Here is a 22,382-nt window from a genome sequence, read left to right on the forward strand (position 1 = left end):
CCTTCCGGCCGCGCCGGATCCGAACCGGTCGTCCACCGGGTGATCTCCTCGCGTACGCCAGGGGCGAGCTCCTCGGCGCGCTCCGCGTCCCACACGAGGTCGAGCAACGTCTCCACCTGCCATTCGCCCGCCACATCGAGGGGTGCGCCCTCCGCCCGTGCGGCGCCGCGCAGCCCGTCGAGTACCGCCTCCGGAACGACGTCGTCGGTGAACGGTTCCCTGATCGTATGCCGCCTGCTGAGGGCCGGGTGCAGACCGGCGATGTCGTCGCCCACGCCGGAAGGCGCGAACGTGACCACAGCCAGGGTTCCGGGATCGGCCGGATCCGGCAGCAGCCGGACATCCCGCTCCCATCCCGCGGCCCGGGCGCCATCGCCGAGGAATCGGCCGTGGGCACGGGCGTGAGTGGTTTCCCGGATGACGGCGACGGCGGCCCGGCAGGCGGCCAGGAGTTGTCAGGCGTCGGCCAGCCACAGATCGGGGCCGAAGACCTCGTAACGGATGTTGCGGGCGGGGATTCCGCCGCGCAGCAGTTGCGCCCTGACCTCGCGCATGAAGGGGAGCGGGCCGCACAGGTACACGCTCGCGTCGGCGGGCAGTTCCAGCGTACCGAGGTTGATCAACCCCGTTCGGGAGCCGGGCTCTTCCACCGCGCCGCGCTCGTACCAGAACGTGGCGCGCGCATCGGGCAGCGTGCCGACCAGTCGGCGGGTGTCGGCGCGCAGCGCGTGGTCGGCGGGTGAGCGGTCGGCGTGCAGGACCGTGACGGGGCGGGTTGGTGTGGTGGCCGCGAGGTGCTCGAGCATGGAGACCATCGGCGTGCAGCCGATGCCGGCGGAGACCAGTACCAGCGGCGTGTCCGTATCGTCCAGCACGACATCGCCGAAGGGGGCGGAAAGGGTGAGTTCGTCGCCGGCCTTGAGGGTGCGGTGCAGCAGGCCCGACACTTCGCCGTCGGGGGCTCCTTCGCCGGTCACGCGCTTGACGGTGATGCGGCGCATCTGGTCCCCGGGGGCCGAGGAGAGGCTGTACTGACGCAGTTGGTGCACTCCGTCGGGCATCTGCACGCGCACGCTGACATACTGCCCGGCCCGGGCGCGAGGGGCACAGGCACCGTCGGCGGGGCGCAGCAGGAAGGAGATGGTGTCGGGGGTCTCCTGGCGGCGTTCGATGACGGTCCACTGCCGCCAGGGGTGACCGGGCTGTACCTGTGCTTCGAGGTAGAGGCGTGCTTCCTGGGCGATGAGGGCCCGGGCCATCAGCCAGTAGACCTCGTCCCAGGCAGCCGCGACGTCCGGGGTGATCGCTTCGCCCATGACGTCGGCGATGGCGGCGAACAGGTATTTGTGCACGATCGTGTACTGGTCTTCGGTGACGCCGACGGCCACGTGCTTGTGGGCGATGCGGGCGAGCAAGGTGTCCGGGCGGGTGCCGGGGTCGGCCAGCAGCGCTCCGGCGAAGGCGGCGATCGACCCGGCCAGTGCCCGGCGCTGTGCGCCGCTGGCCTGGTTTCCGCGGTTGAACATGCCGTCCAGCAGTTCGGGGTGCTCGGCGAACATCGTGGCGTAGAAGCGGGTGGTTATCTCATCCAGTGCCCCGCCCACGGCAGGCAGGGTGGCCCGGATCAGCGAGGCCGACTCGGCAGACAGCATGACACTCCTGAGAGAGGAAGCGGAGAAGAGTTGCCGCTGCGCAGCGGCAGGCACCCTCTGGTTTAACAGTTCCCGACTGCCCCGCCCCTCTCGCACGCAGGACGCGGGACCATGGTCCCGATGGTCAGGGCCTCCCGGTCCGGTCGGGGTCGCGCGAGCCGGGACCAGCGGCCCATACGGAGGGCACGACGAAGGTGCCTTGGTCCCGGTGTGCTGATCAGGGCCCAACAGCCCTGGGCGACGAGTGTGGCGGTATGCCCCACTCGACGCTACGAAACGTCCCGGATGTCGAGGTCACGGAACAGTGTGGCCCTTCCGGCGATCGCGCCGTCCGCCGCAACCTGAGACCGGTATGAAGCCCGATCGGGCAGCACAACCGGGGCCGCTCAGGCCCGCACCAGGGACGATCGGCCCCAGTGCCGGATGGCGGCCCCGTGTGAAGCTCACGTCGTCACGTCCGCTGGGGCCTTCGCTCTCAGCGGCAGCATCGGGAGGCAACATGTCTGGCACCATCACCGTAGGACTGGACGGGACCGACCACGCCTCGGCGGCGGCGGACTGGGCGGCGGAGGAGGCGGAGCGCCGGGGATCGGCCCTGCGACTGGTCCACGCCTGGGTCTGGCGCCCCACCGACGTGGTGTACGTCGGAGACCGGGCGGCCGAGGAGCGTTGGGTGCGCAACATGCTCGACGACGCCCGGTCCCGCGTGGCCAGGCAGCATCCGGCCCTGGACGTCACCACCGAGCTTCTCGTCGACGACCCGGTGCCCACCCTCCTCGCCGAAGCCGCACGCGCCGACATGCTGGTGCTGGGGTCACGCGGATACGGCACCCTGACCGGATACCTGATCGGTTCCGTATCGATGAAGGTGCTACGCCAGGCAGCCGGGCCGGTCGTCATGGTGGGGAGGCCGAATTCCAGCTTGCCCTATCAGGCCCCGGAAGTGGTGGTGGGCGTGGAACCTGGAGAGATCGGTGATCCGGTCCTGGAGTTCGCCTTCTCGGCCGCGGCCGAACGCGGAGCGACCCTGCGTGCCGTATACGCCTGGAGCGTCCCGACGGCCCTCGCCTGGAGTCCGGGTTCGCTGTATCTGGTCGACGAGGCGAACGGTCTGGAGCAGATCAACCTGAAGGTTCTGGCCGACACCCTCAAGCCGTGGCGCGACAAGTACCCGCAGTTGGAGGTCATCGAGCACTTCGAGATCGGCTCGGCATCCGAGGTCCTGCTGTCCAACAGCGCCCGTGCCGGCCTCGTGGTCGTCGGGCGGCGCAGCCACGAGGCGGGCCTGCGGCGCCTCGGTCCGGTCACCCACGCCGTTCTGCATCACGCCACAGCTCCCGTGGCTGTCGTGCCTCATGATTGTCCCCCCAGGTAGAGCCGCCGCCCGCGCCCCCTCGTCATGCGGCGACCGCTCGTCGTCGCCGGGCACCCGAGAAGGCACCGCGCGGGGACAGCCCTGAGCCCTCGTTGTTTCGTGCGTACTCACCTGGGCGCGTTCCCGGTGTGGGCCGGCGGGGGCTTACCCCCTCACCTTCGCCGTCACGTCGCGGTCGGCCCGAGTCGAGTCCGCCCCCCCCGCGCGGTCGGCGCATCCTGGGCGGATCGGTCGTTCACGTCGAGCATGCGCGGAACCGGCCTCACACTGCGGGCACCGTGGTGATGGCGTTGCCGTCGGCGGCCGAATGGTCGTCGGCCCTGCACCTGTCGGACCCGCGTTCGGTCGTCGCGGCAACGGATGGCTGCGCTGACCAGCGTGATCGCCCGGGCGGAGGCGCCCGTGGTCCTGGTACGTGCCGGGCAACAGGCCGCCGACGAGCACGTCACGGACCCTGCCGGCGTTCCGTCCGCCGCCACCGCGTTCCGGCCCGTCGTCCTCGGCCTCGACAACCCCGGCGACGCCGTCATCGCCTTCGCTTTCGAGGAGGCGCAGCGCCGCAAGACCGCCTTGTACGCGGTCCGGGCCTGGGTTACGTGGCCCTACGCCGTCTACACCGTCGGGTCGGGCTTCGAGCACCACGAGGAGTTCTCCCGCCAGAGGGCCGACGCACTCGCCGAGACCCTGCGCCCCTGGCGGCAGAAGTACCCGGACGTCGAGGTCGTCGAGGCGTCCCGCCCGGGCAGCGCCGCCGCCCTCCTGATCGACGCCTCCCGCGACGCCTCCCTCGTCGTCGTGGGCCGGCGCGTACGCCGCAACCCCTTCGGCACGCACATCGGCGCCGTCACCCACGCGCTGCTCCACCACTCCACCGCACCCGTCGCCGTCATCGCCCACGGCTGAGGCGCGCCGCGACGAGGGATCCCGGCCGGGACGACTGCGCCCAGCTGGTGCCGGAGGGTGTCAGCGCCGTCGACGCCGCCCCGCCGGCGCGTACGGCACCATCCAGGTGCCGATCTTCGACACCAGTGCTGCGGAGTTCCGCTTCGCTGGCGGCCCGTTCTGCCGTGGCCGGGCCTCGGCCTTGGCCACCCGGTCCCTGTGGTCCTTGGCGCCGCCGCAGCCTCATACCACTGGTCCTTCGAAGCAGCTGGGCCCCACCGCCGTGTTACCACCACGGCGCCGTCCTCCGGATGAGGGCACGGGCGTGCTGTGGCGTGGTGAGCGTTTTGCATCGGAGGGACGCGGTCCGGTGAAGCGAGTGATGACGGGGCCGGTGACGGCGAGCAGGAGGACGTAGGCGGCCACGAGGGCGCCGAGCCGGTCATGGCCGGTGCCCATGAGGCCGATGATGACGATGGAGAACTCGCCCCTGGCAATGAGCGCGGTTCCCGCACGCAGCCGTCCCCGGCGTCCCGCGCCTTCACGGCGTGCCGCGTACCAACCGGACGCCACCTTCGTCACGGCGGTGACCACGGCCAGGAGCAGGGCGACCGGAAGTACCGGCAGCAACGAGTCCGGTGGGATGGACAGGCCGATAGCGAGGAAGAACACCGCGGCGAACAGGTCTCGCAGCGGGCTCAGTACCTTCCGTGCCCGGTCGGCCGCCTCGCCCGTGAGCGAGAGCCCGACCAGGAAGGCGCCGACTGCCGCCGAGACGTGGACGGCCTCCGCGAGGGCCGCGACGACCAGTGTCACGCCCAGGACGCGCAGCAACAGCTGCTCCGCGTCCGGGTGCGACAGCAGTCGCCCCAGGCGATGCCCCCACCAGTAGGACATCGTGAGCGCGGCCGCTACCGCACCCAAGGCCAGCAGCACTCCCAGCAGAGCCTGCTGCCATGTCCCGCCGGCGGCCACGACGGCCAGCAGCGGAAGGTACGCGGCCATCGCGAAATCCTCCAGCACCAGAACGGACAGCACCGCCGGGGTCTCCCGGTTGCTCATCCTCCGCAGGTCGCCCAGAAGCCGGGCGATGATGCCCGAGGAGGAGATGTAGGTCACCCCGGCGAGCGCGAGGATCCCTCCCGCGTCCAGCCCGAACAGCCATCCCGCCACTGCACCGGGGGTCGCGTTCAGCACGAGATCGACCCACGCCGAGGGCAGGTGGCGGCGCAGACTGACCGTGAACTCCGGCACTGTGAACTCAAGACCGAGCACCAGCAGCAACAGCACGACCCCGATGCCCGCACCGGTCTCCACGAACGAACCGGCCGCCGGGACCGGGGCGATTCCTCCCTCGCCCAGCGCCACGCCCGCCAAGAGATACAAAGGGACCGGGGACAGCGCGAAACGTCGCGCCAGCGCGCCAAGCAGACTCAGGAAGACCAAGATGATGCCCAGCTCCAGCAGCAGGGCGACCGAAATGCGCATCCGCTCAGCCCCGGACGAGCTGTTCCACCGCGGCGATCCCCTCCCGGGTCCCGATCACCACCAGAACGTCTCCGGCGCTCAGGACCTTCTCCGGCCCCGGGGAGGGAATGACATCCTCACCACGGACGATCGCCACGATCGACGCGCCCGTCCGTGTCCGTGCCCTGGATTCCCCCAGCGGGCGGCCGACGAACGGGGTGCCGGCGGGCACCTCGACCTGTCCAGCGCTGAGACCGGGCACCTCTTTGGTCAGATCCGCGAACCGCTCTGCGATGCGCGGTGCGCCGAGGATCTCGGCGAGGACGTCGGCCTCCTCGCCGGTGAGCCGGAACACGGCCCGCGCCTGGTCCGGGTCCGCTTCTCCGTAGACCGCCACTTCGAAGTCACCCGAGCGCCGTGCGACCACCCCGATCCTGTCGCCTTCCAGATTGACGAACTCGTAGAGCAGCCCCACGCCGGGCAGTAGCACCTCGTTGACGTCCACCCGTACCCATCCCATCCGTCCTGTGGTCGTTGTCGTACGGCTCGGCACCCGACCGCTGTGCACTGGGTATTCGGCATCCGCGGGCGGCAGCTCAAGCACCGGTCCTGGCCGGGGAGGCCCACTGGTCACTCTTCCTGTCCTCGCGCACGGGCCGGCAGGGCCGAGCGGCCCCGCACGGAAGGCCGGACGGGCCCTCAGGTGACGACTGGCTCCGGCCTGGGTGCGTCAGCGGCCGTCCCGGCGACCGCGTCGGGACGGTTGGCCCTGAAAGTGGCCCACACGCCCCACGACAAGGGGGGTGCGTCCGGGGTGAGCTGGGAGACGAGAGCCAGAGTCCGATGTAGGAGGCGTTATGAGTGGTCTGGTGGTCGTGGGTGTGGACGGGTCGCAGTCGAGTTTCGCCGCGGTGGAGGCGGCGGCCCGGGAGGCGCGGGCGCGTGGGGCGGGGCTACGGGTGGTGCACGCGTTCGTCTGGCCGGTGACCTATGCGCTTCCGCGCCCTTCACCGGGGGGCACGTCGCCGTTGGGTCCGCCGCCGCTGGACCCGTCGGAGGACGGGCTGCGGAAGATGGCCGGAGATCTGGTGGCCGAGGCGGTCGGGCGTGCGCGGGCGGCTGCGCCGGATGTCGAGGTCAGCCATGCCGTGGTCACCGGTGAGCCCCTGACTGTCCTGGAGGCAGAGTCCCGCGCCGCCGAGCTGGTCGTGTTGGGGTCCCGGGGGACGGGCGGGTTCGTCGGGCTGCGGGTCGGGTCGACGGCGGTGCACCTGGTGGCGCACGGGCGGTGTCCCGTGCTGGTGGTCCGCGAGCAGCCATGCGTGGGCGGTCCGGTCGTGCTGGGCGTCGACGGTTCGGCCGCGGGCGAACCGGCGGTGGACTTCGCCTTCGCCACGGCAGAGCGGCGGAAGGCACCCCTGGTGGCGCTCCACGCCTGGACGACGTGGAACGCGCCGATGCCCGCTCCGCAGGACGCGTCGGCTCCGTACGCCAACCCGCCGGGTGCTCTCGCCGAGGCGGAGGAGACTCTGCTGTCCGAGGCGCTCGCGGGTTACCGCGAGCGGTACCCGGGTGTGGTGGTGGAGCACAGGGTGGTGCACGGCCGAACTCGGGAGGCGTTGATCGACGCGAGCCGCTCCGCCCAGCTGGTAGTGGTCGGCGCTCGGGGGCGCGGCGGTTTCGCCGGGCTGCTGCTCGGCTCGGTCAGCCAGGCTGTGCTGCACCACGCCCACTGCCCGGTCGCGGTGGTGCGGGCAGCGGACGCGCGGCACTGACACGTCCCAGCGCGGGGCTCGCCACCGTGTTCTGCGGTGCTGACGGGGACCGCCGAGCAGACCGGCGATGACGCCGCTCGCCGAAGCGCGCATGGTGCCGACGAACGTGACGCACCCGTTCGCGCGGTTCGACCGAGTAGTCGGCCGCTCCACGGCACCGAGGGCGACGCGGAGTGCAGGACCAACGGCGGGCGAGGACCGCCGTACCCAGCCATCGACAGGCGCCGCGGGGCATCCACGTACGCAAGTCGGGGGCGTAGCCCTGCTCGGTCCGACGCCCCCGGGGCCGTCCGGCAGGGCCGAGTGGTCCTGGGGGCGGCCTGTTGGTCCCTAGGCACGACGGAGCGGCTGTGCCGAGGATGGAAGTCAAGAAACCGCGCGTAGGCGGCGCTCCAGGACGGGAGAATGCAGTGTCTGATCCGGTGATCGTAGGGGTGGACGGTTCCGCCTCCAGTCTTGAGGCGGTCGACGTCGCGGCTCGTGAGGCGCGCCTACGTGGCACCCCGCTGCGGATCGTGCACGCATTCGGCCATGCGCCCGGACACCGGCCGACCGGCAGGCCTCCGTGGAGCCCGGCCGACCATGGTCTGGAGCCGATGGTTCAGGGAGTGCTGGCCGATGCCGAGGAACGGGCACATGCGGCGGCACCGGGCGTGGCCGTGATGCGGTCGGTGGTGGCGGGGGAGGTGCTGGAGGTGATGGAGATCGAATCGCGGTCGGCGTCTCTGGCCGTCGTCGGCAACCGGGGACTCAGCGGGTTCTCGGGGCTGCTGCTGGGCTCGACGGCGGTGCATCTGGCCGCTCACGGCCGCTGCCCGCTGATGGTGGTGCGAGGCCGTCCCGCTCCGGCCGGAGCGGTGCTGCTGGCCGTGGATGGCTCAGACGCCGGTGGGGCGGCGGTGGAGTTCGCGTTCGCCGAGGCGGCCCTGCGCGGGGCGCCGCTGGTGGCCCTGCACGTCTGGAACACCTGGAGCGAGCGTGCCTACGAAGGCCCCGGCGACCCTCTCGACGCCATGGTGGTGGACATCGAACGGCTTCGTGAGGCCGAGCAGCACCTGCTGGACGAGACGGTCGCCGCCTGGCAGAAGGTCTTTCCTCAGGTCACGGTGGAGCGGCGCCTGGAGCGTTCCCGGATCCGCCCGGCCCTGATCGACGCCAGCCGCGACGCCCAGCTGGTAGTGGCCGGTGCCCGGGGACGCGGTGGTTTCACCGGCCTGCTGCTCGGCTCGGTCAGCCAGGCCCTGCTGCACCATGCCCACTGCCCCGTCACCGTGGTCCGGGGCCGGGGATGACCGTGGTTCAGCGGACAACGGCCGAGAGCAGTGCGCTGCCGGTACCGGCGTCCCCGCAGGCGGACGCCCACCTACGCAACGCCGCCGACTTGGCGGGCTCGCTCGCAGTGGTCCCGGCCCTTGGCTTGACCACGGCGGACGCCGAACGGCGGGCCGCCGCCTGGGGAGCCAACGAACTGGCCGAACCGGTCCGCCGGCCGCAGTGGTTGCGCCTGCTGGACCAGTTCCGCAGCTGGCTGATCGGCATCCTGCTTGTCGCCGCCGTCATCGCCGGAGTCATCGGCGAGGTCAAGGATGCCCTTGTCATCACCGTCGTTCTGCTCATCAACGCCACCATCGGATACCTGCAGGAAAGCCGTGCCGAGCGCAGCCTCGAAGCACTGCGCCGGATGCTCGTACCCACTGCCCGGGTGCGCCGCGACGGCCAGGTCCGGGTGATCCCGGCCGGCTCCCTGGTGCCCGGCGACATCGTCCTCCTGGAAGGCGGAGACCGCGTTCCGGCCGACGGGCGCCTGGTCATCGCCGAGTCGGTCGAGGCCGCCGAGGCCGCGCTGACCGGCGAGTCCCATCCCGTCGCCAAGACGACCGCGCCCACCGCGGCCGACGGCGAGAAGCACGTACCCGTCGCCGAGCGCACCTGCATGCTCTTCATGAACACCGCGCTGACCCGCGGTCGCGCCGAGATGATCGTCACGGCCACCGGTATGCGTACCGAGGTCGGCGCGATCGCGGAGGCGCTGCGCACCGACGCGGAACCGTCCAGCCCGCTCCAGGTCCAGATGGACAGTCTGGGCCGACGCCTGGCCGTGGTCAGCGGCATCGCCGTGGCCGCCTACGCACTCGTGGCCCTCCTACGAGGCGAAGAACTGGCCGACCTCGCTCTTCGGGCGGTGGCCCTGGCTGTCGCCGCTATTCCCGAGGGGCTGCCCGCCGTTCTCGCACTCACCCTGGCCCTGGGCGTCCACCGCATGGCCCACCGCGGTGCCATCGTCAAGCGCCTGGCCTCCGTCGAGGCGCTCGGCTCCGCAACTGTGGTGTGCAGCGACAAGACCGGCACCCTGACCCTGAACGAGATGACCACCCGGGTCCTGTGGGCCGCCGGAAGCAGCTACGACGTGACCGGCGAAGGCTACGACACCACCGGCACCGTGCTCCCGGCCAACGGGGAGGGCGGAATGGACCTGCACGACGCTCTGTTGCCGTTCGCTCTGTGCAACGACGCCCGCCTCACCCCGGACGGCATCATCGGGGACCCCACCGAAGCCGCCCTGATGGTCCTCGCCGCCAAAGTCGGGCTCGACGCCGACCCGCGCACGCACATGACGCGTACGGGCGAGGTGCCCTTCGACCCGGCCGCCAAGTACATGGCCACTTTCCACGCTGTCGCCGAGGATCGCGTCAGCGTCCAGGCCAAGGGAGCCGTCGACGTCCTGCTGGACCGCTGCACCCACGTGCTGACCGCGCACGGGCCGGTGCCCCTCGACGCGGAGCGCCGCCGGGAGGTCACCGACGTCGCCCGGCGGTTGGGCAGCCAGGGTCTGCGTGTTCTCGGTGCCGCCACCGCCACCACCGACCAGCCTCACCCGAAAGAGGTGACAGGACTGACCTTCACCGCCATCGCCGGGATTTCCGATCCGCCCCGTCCCCAGGCCCGTGACGCGGTCGCCCTGGCTCAGGCGGCCGGTGTGACCGTCAAGATGGTCACCGGGGACCATGCCGACACCGCAGCCGCCATCGCTCGCGAACTCGGTATCACGGGAGACATCGTCTCCGGTACTGAACTGGCCCGGATGAGTGACCAAGCGCTCACGGACTGCATCGAGAACGTCGGTGTGTTCGCCCGCGTCGCCCCTGAACACAAGGTGACCATCGTTGAAGCCCTGGCCCGGCGCGGTCACATCGTGGCCATGACCGGAGACGGTGTCAACGACGCAGCAGCCCTTCGGTCCGCCCACATCGGCGTCGCGATGGGCGTCACCGGTACGGACGTGGCCAAAGAGGCCGCAGACATGGTGCTCACCGACGACGACTTCTCCACCATCGTCCGCGCGGTCCGTGAAGGCCGGACCATCTACGACAACATCGTCACCTTCGTCCGCTTCCAGCTGTCCACCAACATCGGCGCCGTCTTCACCCTGCTCGCCACTGTGCTGGCCGGACTTCCCGCACCCCTGTCCGCGATCCAGCTGCTGTGGGTCAACATCATCATGGACGGGCCGCCGGCCATGGCCCTGGCCATCGACCCTCCGCGGGACAACGTCATGCAACGTCCGCCCCGGCCACCCCGGGAACGGATCCTGGACGCCCGCCGCCTGGCCGCCATCACCCGCTCCGGCGCCGTCATGGCCGCCGGCACCCTGGGGGTCTTCGCCGGAGCCCGCCACCTCACCGACGCCGCGACCGCCGCCACCATGGCCTTCACCACGTTCGTCCTCTTCCAGCTCTGCAACGCCCTGGCCTCGCGCAACGACGGGGGCTCCGTCCTTGCGCGCCACCAGCTGCACAATCGCATCCTGTGGATATGCCTGGCCGCCGTACTCACCCTCCAGATCATCGCCGTACAGCTGCCCGTCGCCCAAGGAGTCTTCGACACCGTCCCCCTCAGCCCGGTCCAGTGGGCGATCTGCCTCGCCACCGCCTCCACCGTGCTGCTGACCGAGCACGCCTGGCGCGCCGCACAAGCACGGTCGGGCCGCCCGGCCGATGGGGATGACGAGAACTGCCCCTCGAAGACACCATCATTTCGCCGACTCGTGAGGCTGAAGAAGTGACAGGGGACGGGCGACGCCGGCCGAGTGCGGCGGCTACGTGCCGTTCGCCGACCTCCCGCACAACGCCGTCCCGGCCGACCAGGGCGTCTACGCCGTGCTGCACCATGCCGCTTCACACCCGGCCTTCCTCGCGCGCAGCCCCGCCGGCCACCGCAGGGGCCGCGCCCCTCCGCGCGACCGCCCCCTGAACAGCACCTGGGTGCCCGGCGCCACAATGGTGTACGTCTGCAAGGCCGCCGGCCGTCAGGGGCTGAGCAAACGGCTGGACGCATACCGCCACTGGGGTCAGGGACGCAAGTGCGGCAACAAGGCGCGGATCCCGGCCGCCAGCACGAGGTGATCCCACAGAACCCGACGACGTCGTGGCACCGCGCCGCTTCCACGAGGTGTCGACCGCAGCTCAGGGGGTGGGCTGGCTCGGAGCATCAGCTGATCACCGACGAGCACGGCACTCCGCTCGCCGTCATCCTCGCCGACGGCAACCGTAACGACGTCACACCCAGCTGCTGCCGCTGTTGGAAGCCGGCCCGCCGGTCGGAGGACGACGCGGCAGGCCCCGGCGCAAGCTGCAGTCCGCCTTCGCCGACCGCGGCCAGGACACGACACCTGTTGCGCCCAGGTCACAGCGCGCCGGATCCTGCCGGTCATCGCCCGCCGCTGCATACCCCACGGGAGCGCCCTCGCCCGCTACCGCTGGGTCGTCGAGCGCACCTTCGCCTGGCTCCCACGCCGCCGAAAGCCTTGCCGGAGACCGGGTCCCGGTTGAGATGGCCGACCGTCGCCCGTGTGGCACTTTCCGATGACATCGCATGCTGAGTGTGTGGCGATTCCAAAGCACGGCTGAGAAGGGCAATTGACCCGCGCGTCGCGTGATCGTCGCCCCTGGAGGATGACGTCGTGGTCCACACGGCTAGGGTGTGGCGCCGTACTCGGCGAATCACTCCCCTGAAGAGATGGGACTGGGGCTCATGGACGCGGACCACGTGAGGCTGGTCGTCGCGGCGCAGCGCGGTGACCAGCGGGCGCGCGAGGAGCTCGTTTCCGCATATCTGCCGTTGTTGTACAACGTCATCGGACGGGCGCTGAGCGGCCATGCCGACGTGGACGACGTCGTCCAGGAGACGCTGCTGCGCGCGGTACGCGACCTGCCCGCGCTGCGGGCCCCGGAGAGCTTTCGGTCGTGGCTGGTGTCGATCACGCTCCGGCAGATCAACACGTACTGGCAGCGGCAGCGCACGCTCGCCGACCGGACCACGCTCATCGACGAGGCGCTCCTGGTGCCGGACGCCGCCGCACCTCTGGAGGACACGACGATCCTGCGGCTGCGCATGTCCGACGAGCGCGGGCAGGCGGCCGAAGCCGCCCGTTGGCTCGACGCGGAGCACCGAGTGCTCCTTTCGCTGTGGTGGCAGGAGTGCGCGGGGCTGCTCAGCCGCCAGGACATCGCCGACGCGACAGGGGTCAGCGTCTCGCACGCCGGGGTCCGCCTGCAGCGTATGCGCGAGCAGCTGGAACTGAGCCGGACGATCGTCGCCGCGCTGGCAGCCGAACCGCGCTGTCCGGGCCTGAGCGCGACCGTCTCCGGCTGGGACGGTGCGCGAACGTCCGTGTGGCGCAAGCGGATCGCTCGGCACACGCGCGACTGCGCGATATGTACGGCGACGGCGGCCGAGCGGGTTCCGGCCGAGTTGCTCCTGGCCGGCCTCACGCCGCTGGCCGTGCCGGCGGCACTCGTCGGGGCGCTGATCGCGAAGGGCTTGCTGTCGGGGACGACGGTGACAACGGCAGCAGCCGCGAGCGCCACGGGAACGGCGGCAGGGGGCGGCGCTCTGCTGGGCAAGCTGCACGCGGTGACCGCCCATCCGATCGCGACGCTCGCCACCGGCGCGGTGCTCGTCACCGGGACCGCCGCGTATGTCGCCTGGCCCGAACCGGAGCACCGGGTGCCCGGCGCCGTCGCCGGACCGACGGCCGGTACGACCACCCCGGCTCCGTCGGTCACGCCGTCGCCGCCGGGTCCGGCCGTGGTTCCGTTGGGCGCGCGGTCCCTCGAATCCGTGGACCGGCCCGGCCGATTCCTCGCGTACGACGGCGACTTCGCGACGCTCAGCAGCGCCGCGGCCACCTTCACCGTCAGCAGGGGGCTCGCGGACAGCCGGTGTGTCACGTTCCGGGCGGCCGACGGCCGGTACTTGCGCCACCACTACCTGCGGCTGCGCCTGAGCGCCGACGACGGAAGCCGACTGTTCCGGGAGGACGCCACCTTCTGCCCGCGCCCCGGGACGGTCGACGGATCGGTGACTCTGCACGCGCACAACTACCCGGGCTCCGCCCTGCGGCCCCGCGACGGATCGATCCGCCTCGATGGCTCCGACGGCACGCGCACCTTCACCGGCCAGGCCTCTTTCGTCGTCCGCGCGCCGCTGACGTGAGAGCCGGGACCCGCTGACTTCGGCACCTCGGCCCGCATGACGTTTTTCTGCCGCGAGATTCGTCACTGTCCGGGCGCGCGTATTTTTCGTTACGCCGCCCCACCTTCCTCAGCCTCCTCTTCAGGGGCGCCGCTTCACAGGTGTCCCCCGTCTGTCTGTCCCCTGAAGAAGGCCACTCCCCATGACCAGACACACCGACAAACCCCGGAAAGGCCTGCACCGGCTCCGTCGGCCCCGCAGAACGCTGGCGATCGGGCTGACCACCGCCTCCGCGCTGGTGGCCGGTGTCCTCACGCTGCTCCCCAACTCCGCCGGGGCCGCGAGCCTGGAGTCCGAGGCATCCTCGTCGGGCCGGTACTTCGGCACTGCGACAGCCGCAGGGCGACTGAGCGACTCGACGTACACGTCGATCGCTGACCGGGAGTTCAACATGATCACCCCGGAGAACGAGATGAAATGGGACGCGGTCGAGCCGTCCCGCGGCAACTTCCAGTTCGCGGCCGCCGACAAGATCGTCGACCGGGCCCTGCAGCGTGGTCAGCGGCTGCGCGGCCACACCACGGTGTGGCACTCGCAGCTGCCGGACTGGGTGAAAGCGATCAACGACCCGAGCACGCTGCGCAGCGTCACGAACAACCACATCAAGATCACGATGGGCCGCTACAAGGGCAAGATCTACGCCTGGGACGTCGTCAACGAGGCCTTCCAGGACGGCGGCAGCGGCGCGCTGCGCGAGTCGGTGTTCAAGAAGGTGCTCGGCAGCGGTTTCATCGAGGAGGCGTTCCGTACCGCCCGCGCAGCCGACCCGGCCGCGAAGCTCTGCTACAACGACTACAACATCGAGGACTGGTCGGCCGCCAAGACCCAGGGCGTGTACCGCCTGGTCAAGGACTTCAAGGCGCGTGGTGTCCCCATCGACTGCGTCGGCTTCCAGAGTCACTTCGGGGCGGGCGGTCCGCCGGCCGGTTTCAAGATGACCCTCGCCAACTTCGCCGCCCTCGGCGTCGACGTGCAGATCACCGAGCTGGACATCGCCCAGGCGTCTGCTACGCACTACGCGAGTGCGGTCAACGCCTGCCTCGGCGTGAAGCGTTGCACCGGCATCACGGTGTGGGGTGTCCGTGACAGCGACTCGTGGCGCGCGGACGAGAAGCCGCTGCTCTTCGACGCGGCCGGCAAGCCGAAGCCCGCGTACGACGCCGTCAAGAAGGCGTTCGGCGCCGAGTCGGGCACGACCCCGGCCGATCCGGGTGCCGGCACCGGCCAGATCAAGGGCGTGGCCTCCGGCCGCTGCCTCGACGTCCCCGACTCCTCGACGGCCAACGGCACTCAAGTGCAGCTGTGGGACTGCAGCGGGCAGACCAACCAGAGCTGGACGTACACCGCCGCCAAGCAGCTGAAGGTGTTCGGCGACAAGTGCCTGGACGCGAAGGCGAATGGCGCGGCGAACGGCACCGAGGTGGTCATCTGGGACTGCAACGGCGGCACGAACCAGCAGTGGAACATCAACGCCAACGGTTCGATCTCCGGCGTCCAGTCCGGCAAGTGTCTCGACGCGATCGGCGCGGGCACCTCCAACGGCACCAGGATCCAGCTGTACAGCTGCGCCGGCGTCGACAACCAGAAGTGGACCGCGCCCTCCGGGACGGCCGGTGGCACGTGCGCGCTGCCGTCCATGTACAAGTGGCGCTCGTCCGGCGCCCTCGCGCAGCCCGCGAACGGCTGGGCCTCGCTGAAGGACTTCACCCACGTCCCGTACAACGGCAAGCACCTTGTCTACGGGTCGATGTGGACGGGTGTCTCGTACGGCTCGATGGCGTTCGCCCCGTTCACCGACTGGTCCGGCATGGGGACGGCCGCGCAGACGAAGATGAGCCAGAACGCGGTCGCGCCCACCCTCTTCTACTTCGCGCCGAAGAAGATCTGGGTCCTGACGTACCAGTGGGGGGCGGCCTCGCCCTTCAGCTACCGCACCTCGGCCGACCCGACGAACCCCAACGGCTGGTCCGCGCCGCAGCCCCTGTTCACCGGCAGCCTGCCCGACTCCCGGACCGGTCCGATCGACCAGACGCTGATCGGCGACGACAGGAACATGTACCTCTTCTTCGCCGGTGACAACGGCAAGATCTACCGGGCGTCCATGCCGATCGGGAACTTCCCCGGCAACTTCGGCTCGTCGTACACGACGGTCATGAGCGACACCGTCAAGAACCTCTTCGAGGCACCGCAGGTCTACAAGGTCCAGGGCCAGAACCAGTACCTGATGATCGTCGAGGCGCGGGGCGCCAACGAGAACCGCTACTTCCGCTCCTTCACGGCGACCAGCCTGAATGGCACGTGGACCCCGCAGGCCGCCACCGAGTCCAACCCCTTCGCGGGAAAGGCCAACAGCGGCGCGACCTGGACCAACGACATCAGCCACGGTGACCTGATCCGCTCCAACCCGGACCAGACCATGACCATCGACCCGTGCCACCTCCAGTTGCTCTACCAGGGCAAGTCCCCGAACTCGGACGCCCCCTACGACGCGCTGCCGTACCGGCCGGGTGTTCTGACCCTGCAGCGCTGAGCCGTTCCACAGACAGCCATTCGCAAGGAGCACAACCCCCCCATGAACACCTCTTCCCCCACCCGCGCGGGCTCCCGGCGGCGCGGTCTGCACCGTCGCCGCCGGGGCGCCATCGCCCTGCTGCTCGCGGTGCCCGCCGCGGTCGTGCCGTATCTGCTCCTCACGCAGGACGACTCCCAGGCCGCGAAGGCCGGGGCACCCGCGGCAGCACCGTACAAGTGGAAGAACGCGCAGGTCGTCGGCGGCGGCTACGTCTCCGGCCTCGTCTTCAACCAGCGTGAGCAGGGCCTGCTGTACGCCCGCACCGACATGGGCGGCGCGTACCGTTGGAACGCCCGCGCCGAGAAGTGGATCCCGCTGACCGACTGGCTCGGCGAGAAGGACTGGAACCTGCTCGGTATCGACTCCCTCGCCACCGACCCCGTCGACCCCGACCGGCTCTACCTCGGCGCGGGTACGTACACCAACGACTGGGCGGGCAACGGCGCGATCCTCCGCTCCACCGACCGCGGCCGCACCTTCGAGCGGACCGAGCTGCCTTTCAAGCTCGGCGGCAACGAGGACGGCCGCGGCGCCGGCGAACGCCTCGTCGTCGACCCGTCGGACAACTCGAACCTGCTCCTCGGCTCCCGCAAGAACGGGCTGTGGCGGTCCACCGACCACGGTGCGTCCTGGCGTCAGGTCGAGTCCTTCCCGGTCAAGGACGGGGCGGGCAGCGGCGCCGGCATCTCGTTCGTGACGTACGGGCCGAAGGGCAGCGACACCGTGTACGTCGGTGTCGCCGACAGATCCACGTCCCTGTACCGGTCGACCGACGGCGGTGCCACGTGGCAAGCGGTCGCCGGGCAGCCGACCGGCCGGCTGCCGCAGCACGGTGTCGTCACGGGCGACGGCACGCTCTATCTGACGTACACCGACAACCTCGGGCCCAACGGCGTCACCGGCGGCTCGGTGTGGAAGTACACGCCAGGCAGCGGGAGCTGGAAGGACGTGTCCCCCTCGCGGGGCTCGTACGGCTTCTCGGGGCTCGCGGTCGATCCGCGCAAGCCGTCCACGGTGATGGTCACGACGCTGGACCGCTGGTACCCCGAGGACGAGATCTACCGCACCACGGACGGCGGATCGACCTGGAAGGCCCTCGCCGGCAGGTCCGTACGGGACGCCTCCGGTGCGCCCTACGTCGGCACCCGCACAGGTCACTGGATGACGGCCCTCGCGATCGACCCGTTCGACTCCGGGCACGTGCTGTACGGCACCGGCAACGGGATCTGGCGGAGCGAGGACGCCGACGCCCCGACGAGCCACTGGACCGTAGGGGCCGAGGGACTTGAGGAGACGGCGGTCCTCGACGCCATCGCCCCGCCCGGCGGGGCGACCGTCCTGACCGCCATGGGCGACCAGGGCGGATTCCGCCACACCGACCTGACGCGGGTGCCGTCCGGGCGGATGAAGAATCCGCTGATGAGCAACAGCACCGACCTCGACTACGCGGCGTCGAAGCCGTCGGTGATGGCGCGGGTCGGTACGGGCGGCAAGCAGGACGGCGCCTACTCCACCGATGGCGGCGCCACCTGGCGGGGCTTCGCCGCCGAACCGGTGGCCGACGCCCACAGCGGCCGTATCGCCCTCGCGGCGGACGGCTCCACCCTGGTGTGGACCCAGGCCGGGCTGGCCCCGTACCGCTCGACGGACAAGGGAGCGACCTGGTCGAAGGTGCGCGGGCTCGGCACGGGGGCCGAGGTCGTCGCCGACCGCTCCTCCGCCCGCGCCTTCTACTCCCTGACCGGCGGCACGCTCCGCGCCAGCACCGACAACGGCGCGACCTTCACCGCCCGCGCGACCGGCCTGCCCGCCGACGGCCGCCTCAAGGCCGTCCCGGGCCGGGCCGGCGACCTGTGGATCGCGGGCGGCGGCAAGGGCCTGCTCCACTCCACGGACGGCGGCCGCACGTTCACCCGGCTCACCTCGGTGACGTCTGCCTCGGCGGTCGGCTTCGGCAAGGCGGCGCCGCGCGCCTCGTACCAGACGCTGTACCTGATCGGCACGGTCAAGGGCGTCACCGGCGTCTTCCGCTCCACCGACAAGGGCGTCACCTGGACCCGCGTCAACGACAAAGCCCACCAGTGGGGCGCCATCGGCGGCCAGGGCGTCATCACCGGCGACCCCGACACCTACGGCCGTGTCTACATCGGCACCAACGGCCGCGGCCTCCAGTACGGCGACCCGTCCTGATCCCCGTGCCTCACCCGTGACAGCGGGCCGCCTTCCTGGCCGAGGCGACATGACGGTCAGGAAGGCGGCCCGCGGCGCAACCGACCCGCTGTGTTGCGAGGGCGGGGGATGGCCTCCGAGCCATGACGCTCATGTGACGCCCATGGCGTCATCACGAAGAGAGGCGAGCCAGGAAACCGCCTTTGACCTGGAGGTCTTCGGGTCCTGCTCAGACCGGCACCTTTCTTCCGATGACCCACCACGTTGAGTGTGTCGCGATCCTAGAACCGGCCGCGAAGGGCTCAGAGCTGCGGTTTCTTGCGTGCGCATTATGCGCGGTGTGGGCGTTGCGGGCGATATCTTGACGCTGAAATGACGCTGGTGGCGCTCATTTGACGCTCGTTCTGATAGTGCGTCACCTAGCTGATCGTGCGCATCCTGCTGGGTGGAAGACGTGCTCCCGAAGGCTGGCTTTGCGGGAACTTGGCCCGGCGGCGGCGAGGAAGCGGGCGGCGCGGTCGGTGACGTCTGGGTCGATGTCGACGGTGGTGACCTGTCCGGTCGGGCCGACCAGTTCGGCGATCAAGGCGGCGTTGTAACCGCCTGAGCCGACCTCCAGGACACGCTCGTCCGGCTGGATGCGGGCCGCTTCGAGCTTCACGGCCTGAAGCCACGGTGCGCTGACGGAGCTGCTGATGCGGCCGTCGGGCGTGTGGCGGGTGGGGATGATGTCTTCGGCGTACACGGTCTGCACGGGCACTTCCGGTGCGAAAGCATGGCGGGGAACCCTGCGCCTGGGCGGCCTCGACAGTGGCGGTGCGGATGTGACCGGCCGCGAGGAGCTGATCGACGAGCCGGTGCCGCGGTGCACTGGGCTCGTGTTCCTGCGCGGTAGTGGGGGGGAGTCGTCACCCTGGGGCCTTTCGAGCGGGTCATGCGGGATCTGCGATGGTGGGGGAGCCGGGGCGGGGGATGGTGCCCGCGGGGGCGTACTGGGCGGCTTGCGCGTCGAACATCGAGGCGTAGCGCCCTTGGGTGGCCATGAGTTCGTCGTGGCTGCCGTGCTCGACGAGCCGTCCGTGGTGCAGGACATAGATGCGGTCGGCGTGGCGGACGCCGGACATGCGGTGGGTGACCAGGACGACGGCCCGGTTCGGGGCGGCGAGCCGGCGGATGCGGTCGAAGGCGGCGATCTCCGCTTCCGGGTCGAGGGCGGAGGTGGGCTCGTCCACGATGAGCACGCCGTCGGCATCCGAGGTGGCGCTGCGCCAGTGGGTCCGGGCGAGGCCGATCTTCTGCCACTCGCCGCCGGACAGTTCGCTCGCGCCGCGGAACATCCGGGCCAGCAGGGTGCGCAGGCCGTCGGGAAGTCTTGCGATGACCGGTCCTGCACCGGCGTAGACCACGGAAGGCTGTAGGTGCTCGGCGTCGGCCGCCCGGGCGGGCCGGCCGATCCGGATGTTCAACGCCGCTGTCACGGGCCAGCGTTGGAAGTCCTGGGTGAGCAGTGAGACGCGGTCGAATACCTCGCAGCGGTCCAGGGAGGCGATGTCGGCGCTCCGATCACGAGGACGGCGACGGAGCGTGCGCGGGGACGAGTTCGTCGACGACGTACGGCAGCACGGCGGGTGCAGTTGCGGTGCGTACGTGCCGCGGCGCCGACTCGGCACGTGACGAGGCGTCCCCCGCTCCCGCCCCCGCCCGCCCGCGCCTGGCAGCGCAGCGTGGGGGCTGGGGCGGGAGCGCGCTCTGATCCGCTTGCCGTCGCCGCCCGCCCGGCCCTCCCCGGCGCCGCCCGCCCGGCCCTCCCCGGCGTCGCCCGCCTCGGTACCTCAGCGCTGAGGTCCGCGTTCACGCTGAGTTCCGCCTCCGCGCTGCCCTCCGTCTCCGGCTGAGTTCTTCGCCTCCGCGCTGCGCCCGTCCCCGGGTCGTGCTCACCCCCCGAACGGCGTACGCACAACCGTGTGCATGATCGGGCATTCAAGTGAGCTGCCCGGCCTCCGAATGTCATTTTCGGTCAATTCCAATCATGCGTGCCGGACGTGCCCGAATCCTGGGCTTCGGGTGGCCGCGGTGATCGTCATGTCAATCGAAGTCGCCCCTCCTTCAATTCGAAGATCCACCTGCTACGGTCGAGGGGGAGGCGACCTGCCTGCGGGGGCAGGCCAGGCCAAGGGGGGCGTCATGGCTGGCATTCGCGACTTCTTCAACGGGTTAGCCGGATCACCGAAACGCAATGAGAACCGCAGGAAGGTACTGCTGGCCATCGCGATCAAGGCGGACACCCAGGTCGGTATCGCCCGGCGCACCGTGCTTTCCCAGGCAACGGTGTCCACCGCGGTCCGGGAACTGGAAGGGGAAGGCTTGGTGACCGGCGCCCGGACGGACGGGGGGCGAGCCGGCAGGGTGTGCCTCGTACCCACCGACTTGGTCGGCGTGGGGGTGCACGTCGGCTTCAACCACGTCACGGTGGTCGCGCGCCGGCTGGACAAGGATTACGAGACCGTGTCCGTCCGCGCCAACTCGGAAGGGGTGAGCCGGGGCTGGAACCGCGCCCGCCCCGCCGTCCAGGACCTGATCGGGGAGGCGGTCAGGGACACCGGCTGCACCCTGTCCGATGTCTTCTCGCTCGGCATCGCCGTGCCGCGGATGATCGATCCGCGCACGAACGAGTTCACGCGGCCCGTCCTCCATCCCTGGCGGCACGGTGACGACCCGGCGCGGGACCTGGGGGAGTGGCTCGGCGTGCACGCGGTCATCGACAACGACGCGAACCTCGGTGCGCTGGCCGAGCAGACGTACAGCCGGCGGGAACACGCGGAGACCGTCATCTACGTCAAGGCCTCCACCGGCGTCGGAGCCGGAATCATCATCCACAACAACCTCCTTCGCGGACGCGGCGGAATGGCCGGGGAGATCGGCCACCTGACCCTGGAGCCGGACGGTGTGATGTGCCAGTGCGGGGGCCGCGGTTGCCTGGAGACCGTGATCGGCGCGGAAGCCCTGGTGCAGCGGGTGCGCCAGGCCCGCACCAGGACGGGCGCCGCGGCCTTCGAGCACCTGGAGGACGTGATCCGGGCCGCCCGGGAGCAGGACCCCGTCTGTATGCGCGTGATCAAGGACGCGGGACGCACCCTGGGTTCCTTCCTCGCCCAACTGTGCAATCTCATCAACCCCGACGTCGTAGTCGTGGGCGGTCAGCTCACGGAGTGCCACCTGCTCCTGGAGGGCTGCAAGGAGTCGCTGCACCGCTTCGCCCTCCCCGGCGCAGTCGCCGAGGATTCCGGCTCCGTCCTGGAACTGAGTGAGTTGGGGACGCGGGCCGAGGCTCAGGGGGCCCTCGTCCTCGGGCTGCGCGGTCAGGAAAGCCCGAAGAGCACGGTGTGACCCGGTCGCGGGCGCTGTGCCGCGGCGATCGAATCCCGTGAGGTGCCTCTGCCGTGCTTGGTCCTTCGGAATGATGGATGCGCGCCAAGCCGGGTGCGATATCGGCTTCAATTGCCGGCGCCGCCGTTATCGAACTGCACGGGGGGCGTGCCGCACACCAGGAACGGGCTGGTGCCCGTGCCGTTCACCGGTCCGAACGGCGAGGGAATACCGCTGGTCAGACAGTGCGTGCACGGCTTGCTGAATCCCGGCTGCGCCTAAAGATCACGTGGCATACTGCGCTCATGCGGACCGGTGGCCGGAAAGGCTACTTACTTGTGCTTTTTCTTCCTGGTGAGGTAACCGTGCCCTTGACCCGAGGCGGCCCGATGTCCTGTGAGAAATTGTTCGAGCAGTTGTCCGGCTGCGCTGCCGATGGCGGAAGCGGAACGCTCCCGGACGGGCCGCCCCCGGACCAGGACGCCGCCTATGTGTCCCCCTCCCTCGTTGATCTCGGACACGTCCGTGACCTGACGTTGGGCAGTTCCCCGAACGGCAACGCCGACGCCAACGCCCAGTACTACTGGTAG

General features: G+C 70.5%; 15 protein-coding genes and 3 pseudogenes. 12 read left to right on the top strand and 6 right to left on the bottom strand.

Translation table 11 applies throughout. From position 1 onward, the window contains the following. Positions 1–275, bottom strand: a pseudogene (locus VE614_RS20185) (nitroreductase); the annotation flags it as partial. A 180-nt stretch (positions 276–455) separates the two neighbouring features. Further along, positions 456–1,652 (bottom strand): globin domain-containing protein, encoded by a 1,197-nt coding sequence (locus VE614_RS20190; RefSeq protein ID WP_324938729.1) that lies wholly within the window; start codon positions 1,650–1,652, stop codon positions 456–458. 499 nt (positions 1,653–2,151) lie between these two features. Here VE614_RS20190 and VE614_RS20195 point away from each other — a divergent pair, with 499 nt between their 5' ends. Both VE614_RS20195 and VE614_RS20200 read left to right on the top strand, forming a co-directional pair. Further along, positions 2,152–3,027, top strand: a complete 876-nt coding sequence (locus tag VE614_RS20195) for a universal stress protein (protein WP_324938731.1) — start codon at positions 2,152–2,154, stop codon at positions 3,025–3,027. A gap of 375 nt (positions 3,028–3,402) precedes the next feature. Further along, positions 3,403–3,930, top strand: a pseudogene (locus VE614_RS20200) (universal stress protein); the annotation flags it as partial. A 222-nt stretch (positions 3,931–4,152) separates the two neighbouring features. On the opposite strand, the gene VE614_RS20205 reads toward VE614_RS20200, so the two are convergent. Continuing rightward, positions 4,153–5,397: a cation:proton antiporter gene (locus VE614_RS20205; protein ID WP_324938734.1), complete on the bottom strand. Its 1,245-nt coding sequence runs from the start codon at positions 5,395–5,397 to the stop codon at positions 4,153–4,155. Positions 5,398–5,401: 4 nt separating this feature from the next. Continuing rightward, positions 5,402–5,980 carry a cation:proton antiporter regulatory subunit gene (locus VE614_RS20210; protein ID WP_324938736.1) on the bottom strand — a complete coding sequence of 193 codons (579 nt, stop codon included), beginning with the start codon at positions 5,978–5,980 and terminating at the stop codon, positions 5,402–5,404. A gap of 253 nt (positions 5,981–6,233) precedes the next feature. Between VE614_RS20210 and VE614_RS20215 the strand changes: the two genes are divergently transcribed. The 8 genes and pseudogenes from VE614_RS20215 (at position 6,234) to VE614_RS20250 (ending at position 18,447) form a co-directional block, all read left to right on the top strand. Beyond that, a complete protein-coding gene (locus VE614_RS20215; RefSeq protein ID WP_324938739.1) occupies positions 6,234–7,151 on the top strand; it encodes a universal stress protein in 918 nt (305 codons plus the stop codon). Between the two features lie 410 nt (positions 7,152–7,561). Then, entirely contained in the window at positions 7,562–8,443 is an 882-nt protein-coding gene (locus VE614_RS20220; protein ID WP_324938742.1) for a universal stress protein, read from the top strand. Beyond that, positions 8,440–11,214 carry an HAD-IC family P-type ATPase gene (locus VE614_RS20225; protein WP_324938746.1) on the top strand — a complete coding sequence of 925 codons (2,775 nt, stop codon included), beginning with the start codon at positions 8,440–8,442 and terminating at the stop codon, positions 11,212–11,214. Before VE614_RS20220 ends, VE614_RS20225 begins: the two co-directional genes overlap by 4 nt. Before the next feature lie 37 nt (positions 11,215–11,251). Then, positions 11,252–11,554, top strand: coding sequence for a hypothetical protein (locus VE614_RS20230; protein WP_324938750.1), 303 nt, complete (start codon positions 11,252–11,254; stop codon positions 11,552–11,554). A 53-nt stretch (positions 11,555–11,607) separates the two neighbouring features. Further along, positions 11,608–11,938, top strand: a pseudogene (locus VE614_RS20235) (transposase); the annotation flags it as partial. A gap of 229 nt (positions 11,939–12,167) precedes the next feature. After that, on the top strand, positions 12,168–13,646 hold the full coding sequence (locus tag VE614_RS20240) for a sigma-70 family RNA polymerase sigma factor (protein ID WP_324938753.1): 1,479 nt from the start codon (positions 12,168–12,170) through the stop codon (positions 13,644–13,646). A 181-nt stretch (positions 13,647–13,827) separates the two neighbouring features. Next, complete coding sequence (locus VE614_RS20245) at positions 13,828–16,215, top strand: non-reducing end alpha-L-arabinofuranosidase family hydrolase (RefSeq protein WP_324938756.1); 2,388 nt, start codon at positions 13,828–13,830, stop codon at positions 16,213–16,215. Between the two features lie 42 nt (positions 16,216–16,257). Then, positions 16,258–18,447, top strand: a complete 2,190-nt coding sequence (locus tag VE614_RS20250; protein ID WP_324938759.1) for a carbohydrate-binding protein — start codon at positions 16,258–16,260, stop codon at positions 18,445–18,447. A 394-nt stretch (positions 18,448–18,841) separates the two neighbouring features. Here VE614_RS20250 and VE614_RS20255 read toward each other — a convergent pair whose 3' ends face one another. Both VE614_RS20255 and VE614_RS20260 read right to left on the bottom strand, forming a co-directional pair. Further along, positions 18,842–19,297, bottom strand: coding sequence for a hypothetical protein (locus tag VE614_RS20255; protein WP_324938762.1), 456 nt, complete (start codon positions 19,295–19,297; stop codon positions 18,842–18,844). Between the two features lie 61 nt (positions 19,298–19,358). After that, on the bottom strand, positions 19,359–19,904 hold the full coding sequence (locus VE614_RS20260; RefSeq protein WP_414719616.1) for a hypothetical protein: 546 nt from the start codon (positions 19,902–19,904) through the stop codon (positions 19,359–19,361). A 706-nt stretch (positions 19,905–20,610) separates the two neighbouring features. Here VE614_RS20260 and VE614_RS20265 point away from each other — a divergent pair. After that, the gene (locus VE614_RS20265) at positions 20,611–21,813 is read left to right on the top strand and encodes an ROK family transcriptional regulator (RefSeq protein WP_324938765.1); all 1,203 of its coding nucleotides are present in this window, start codon (positions 20,611–20,613) and stop codon (positions 21,811–21,813) included. Between the two features lie 368 nt (positions 21,814–22,181). Beyond that, positions 22,182–22,382 (top strand): lasso RiPP family leader peptide-containing protein, encoded by a 201-nt coding sequence (locus VE614_RS20270; RefSeq protein WP_324938768.1) that lies wholly within the window; start codon positions 22,182–22,184, stop codon positions 22,380–22,382.

Origin of the sequence: Streptomyces sp. (genome assembly GCF_035645055.1) — a bacterium.
Taxonomy (GTDB): Bacteria; Actinomycetota; Actinomycetes; order Streptomycetales; family Streptomycetaceae; genus Streptomyces.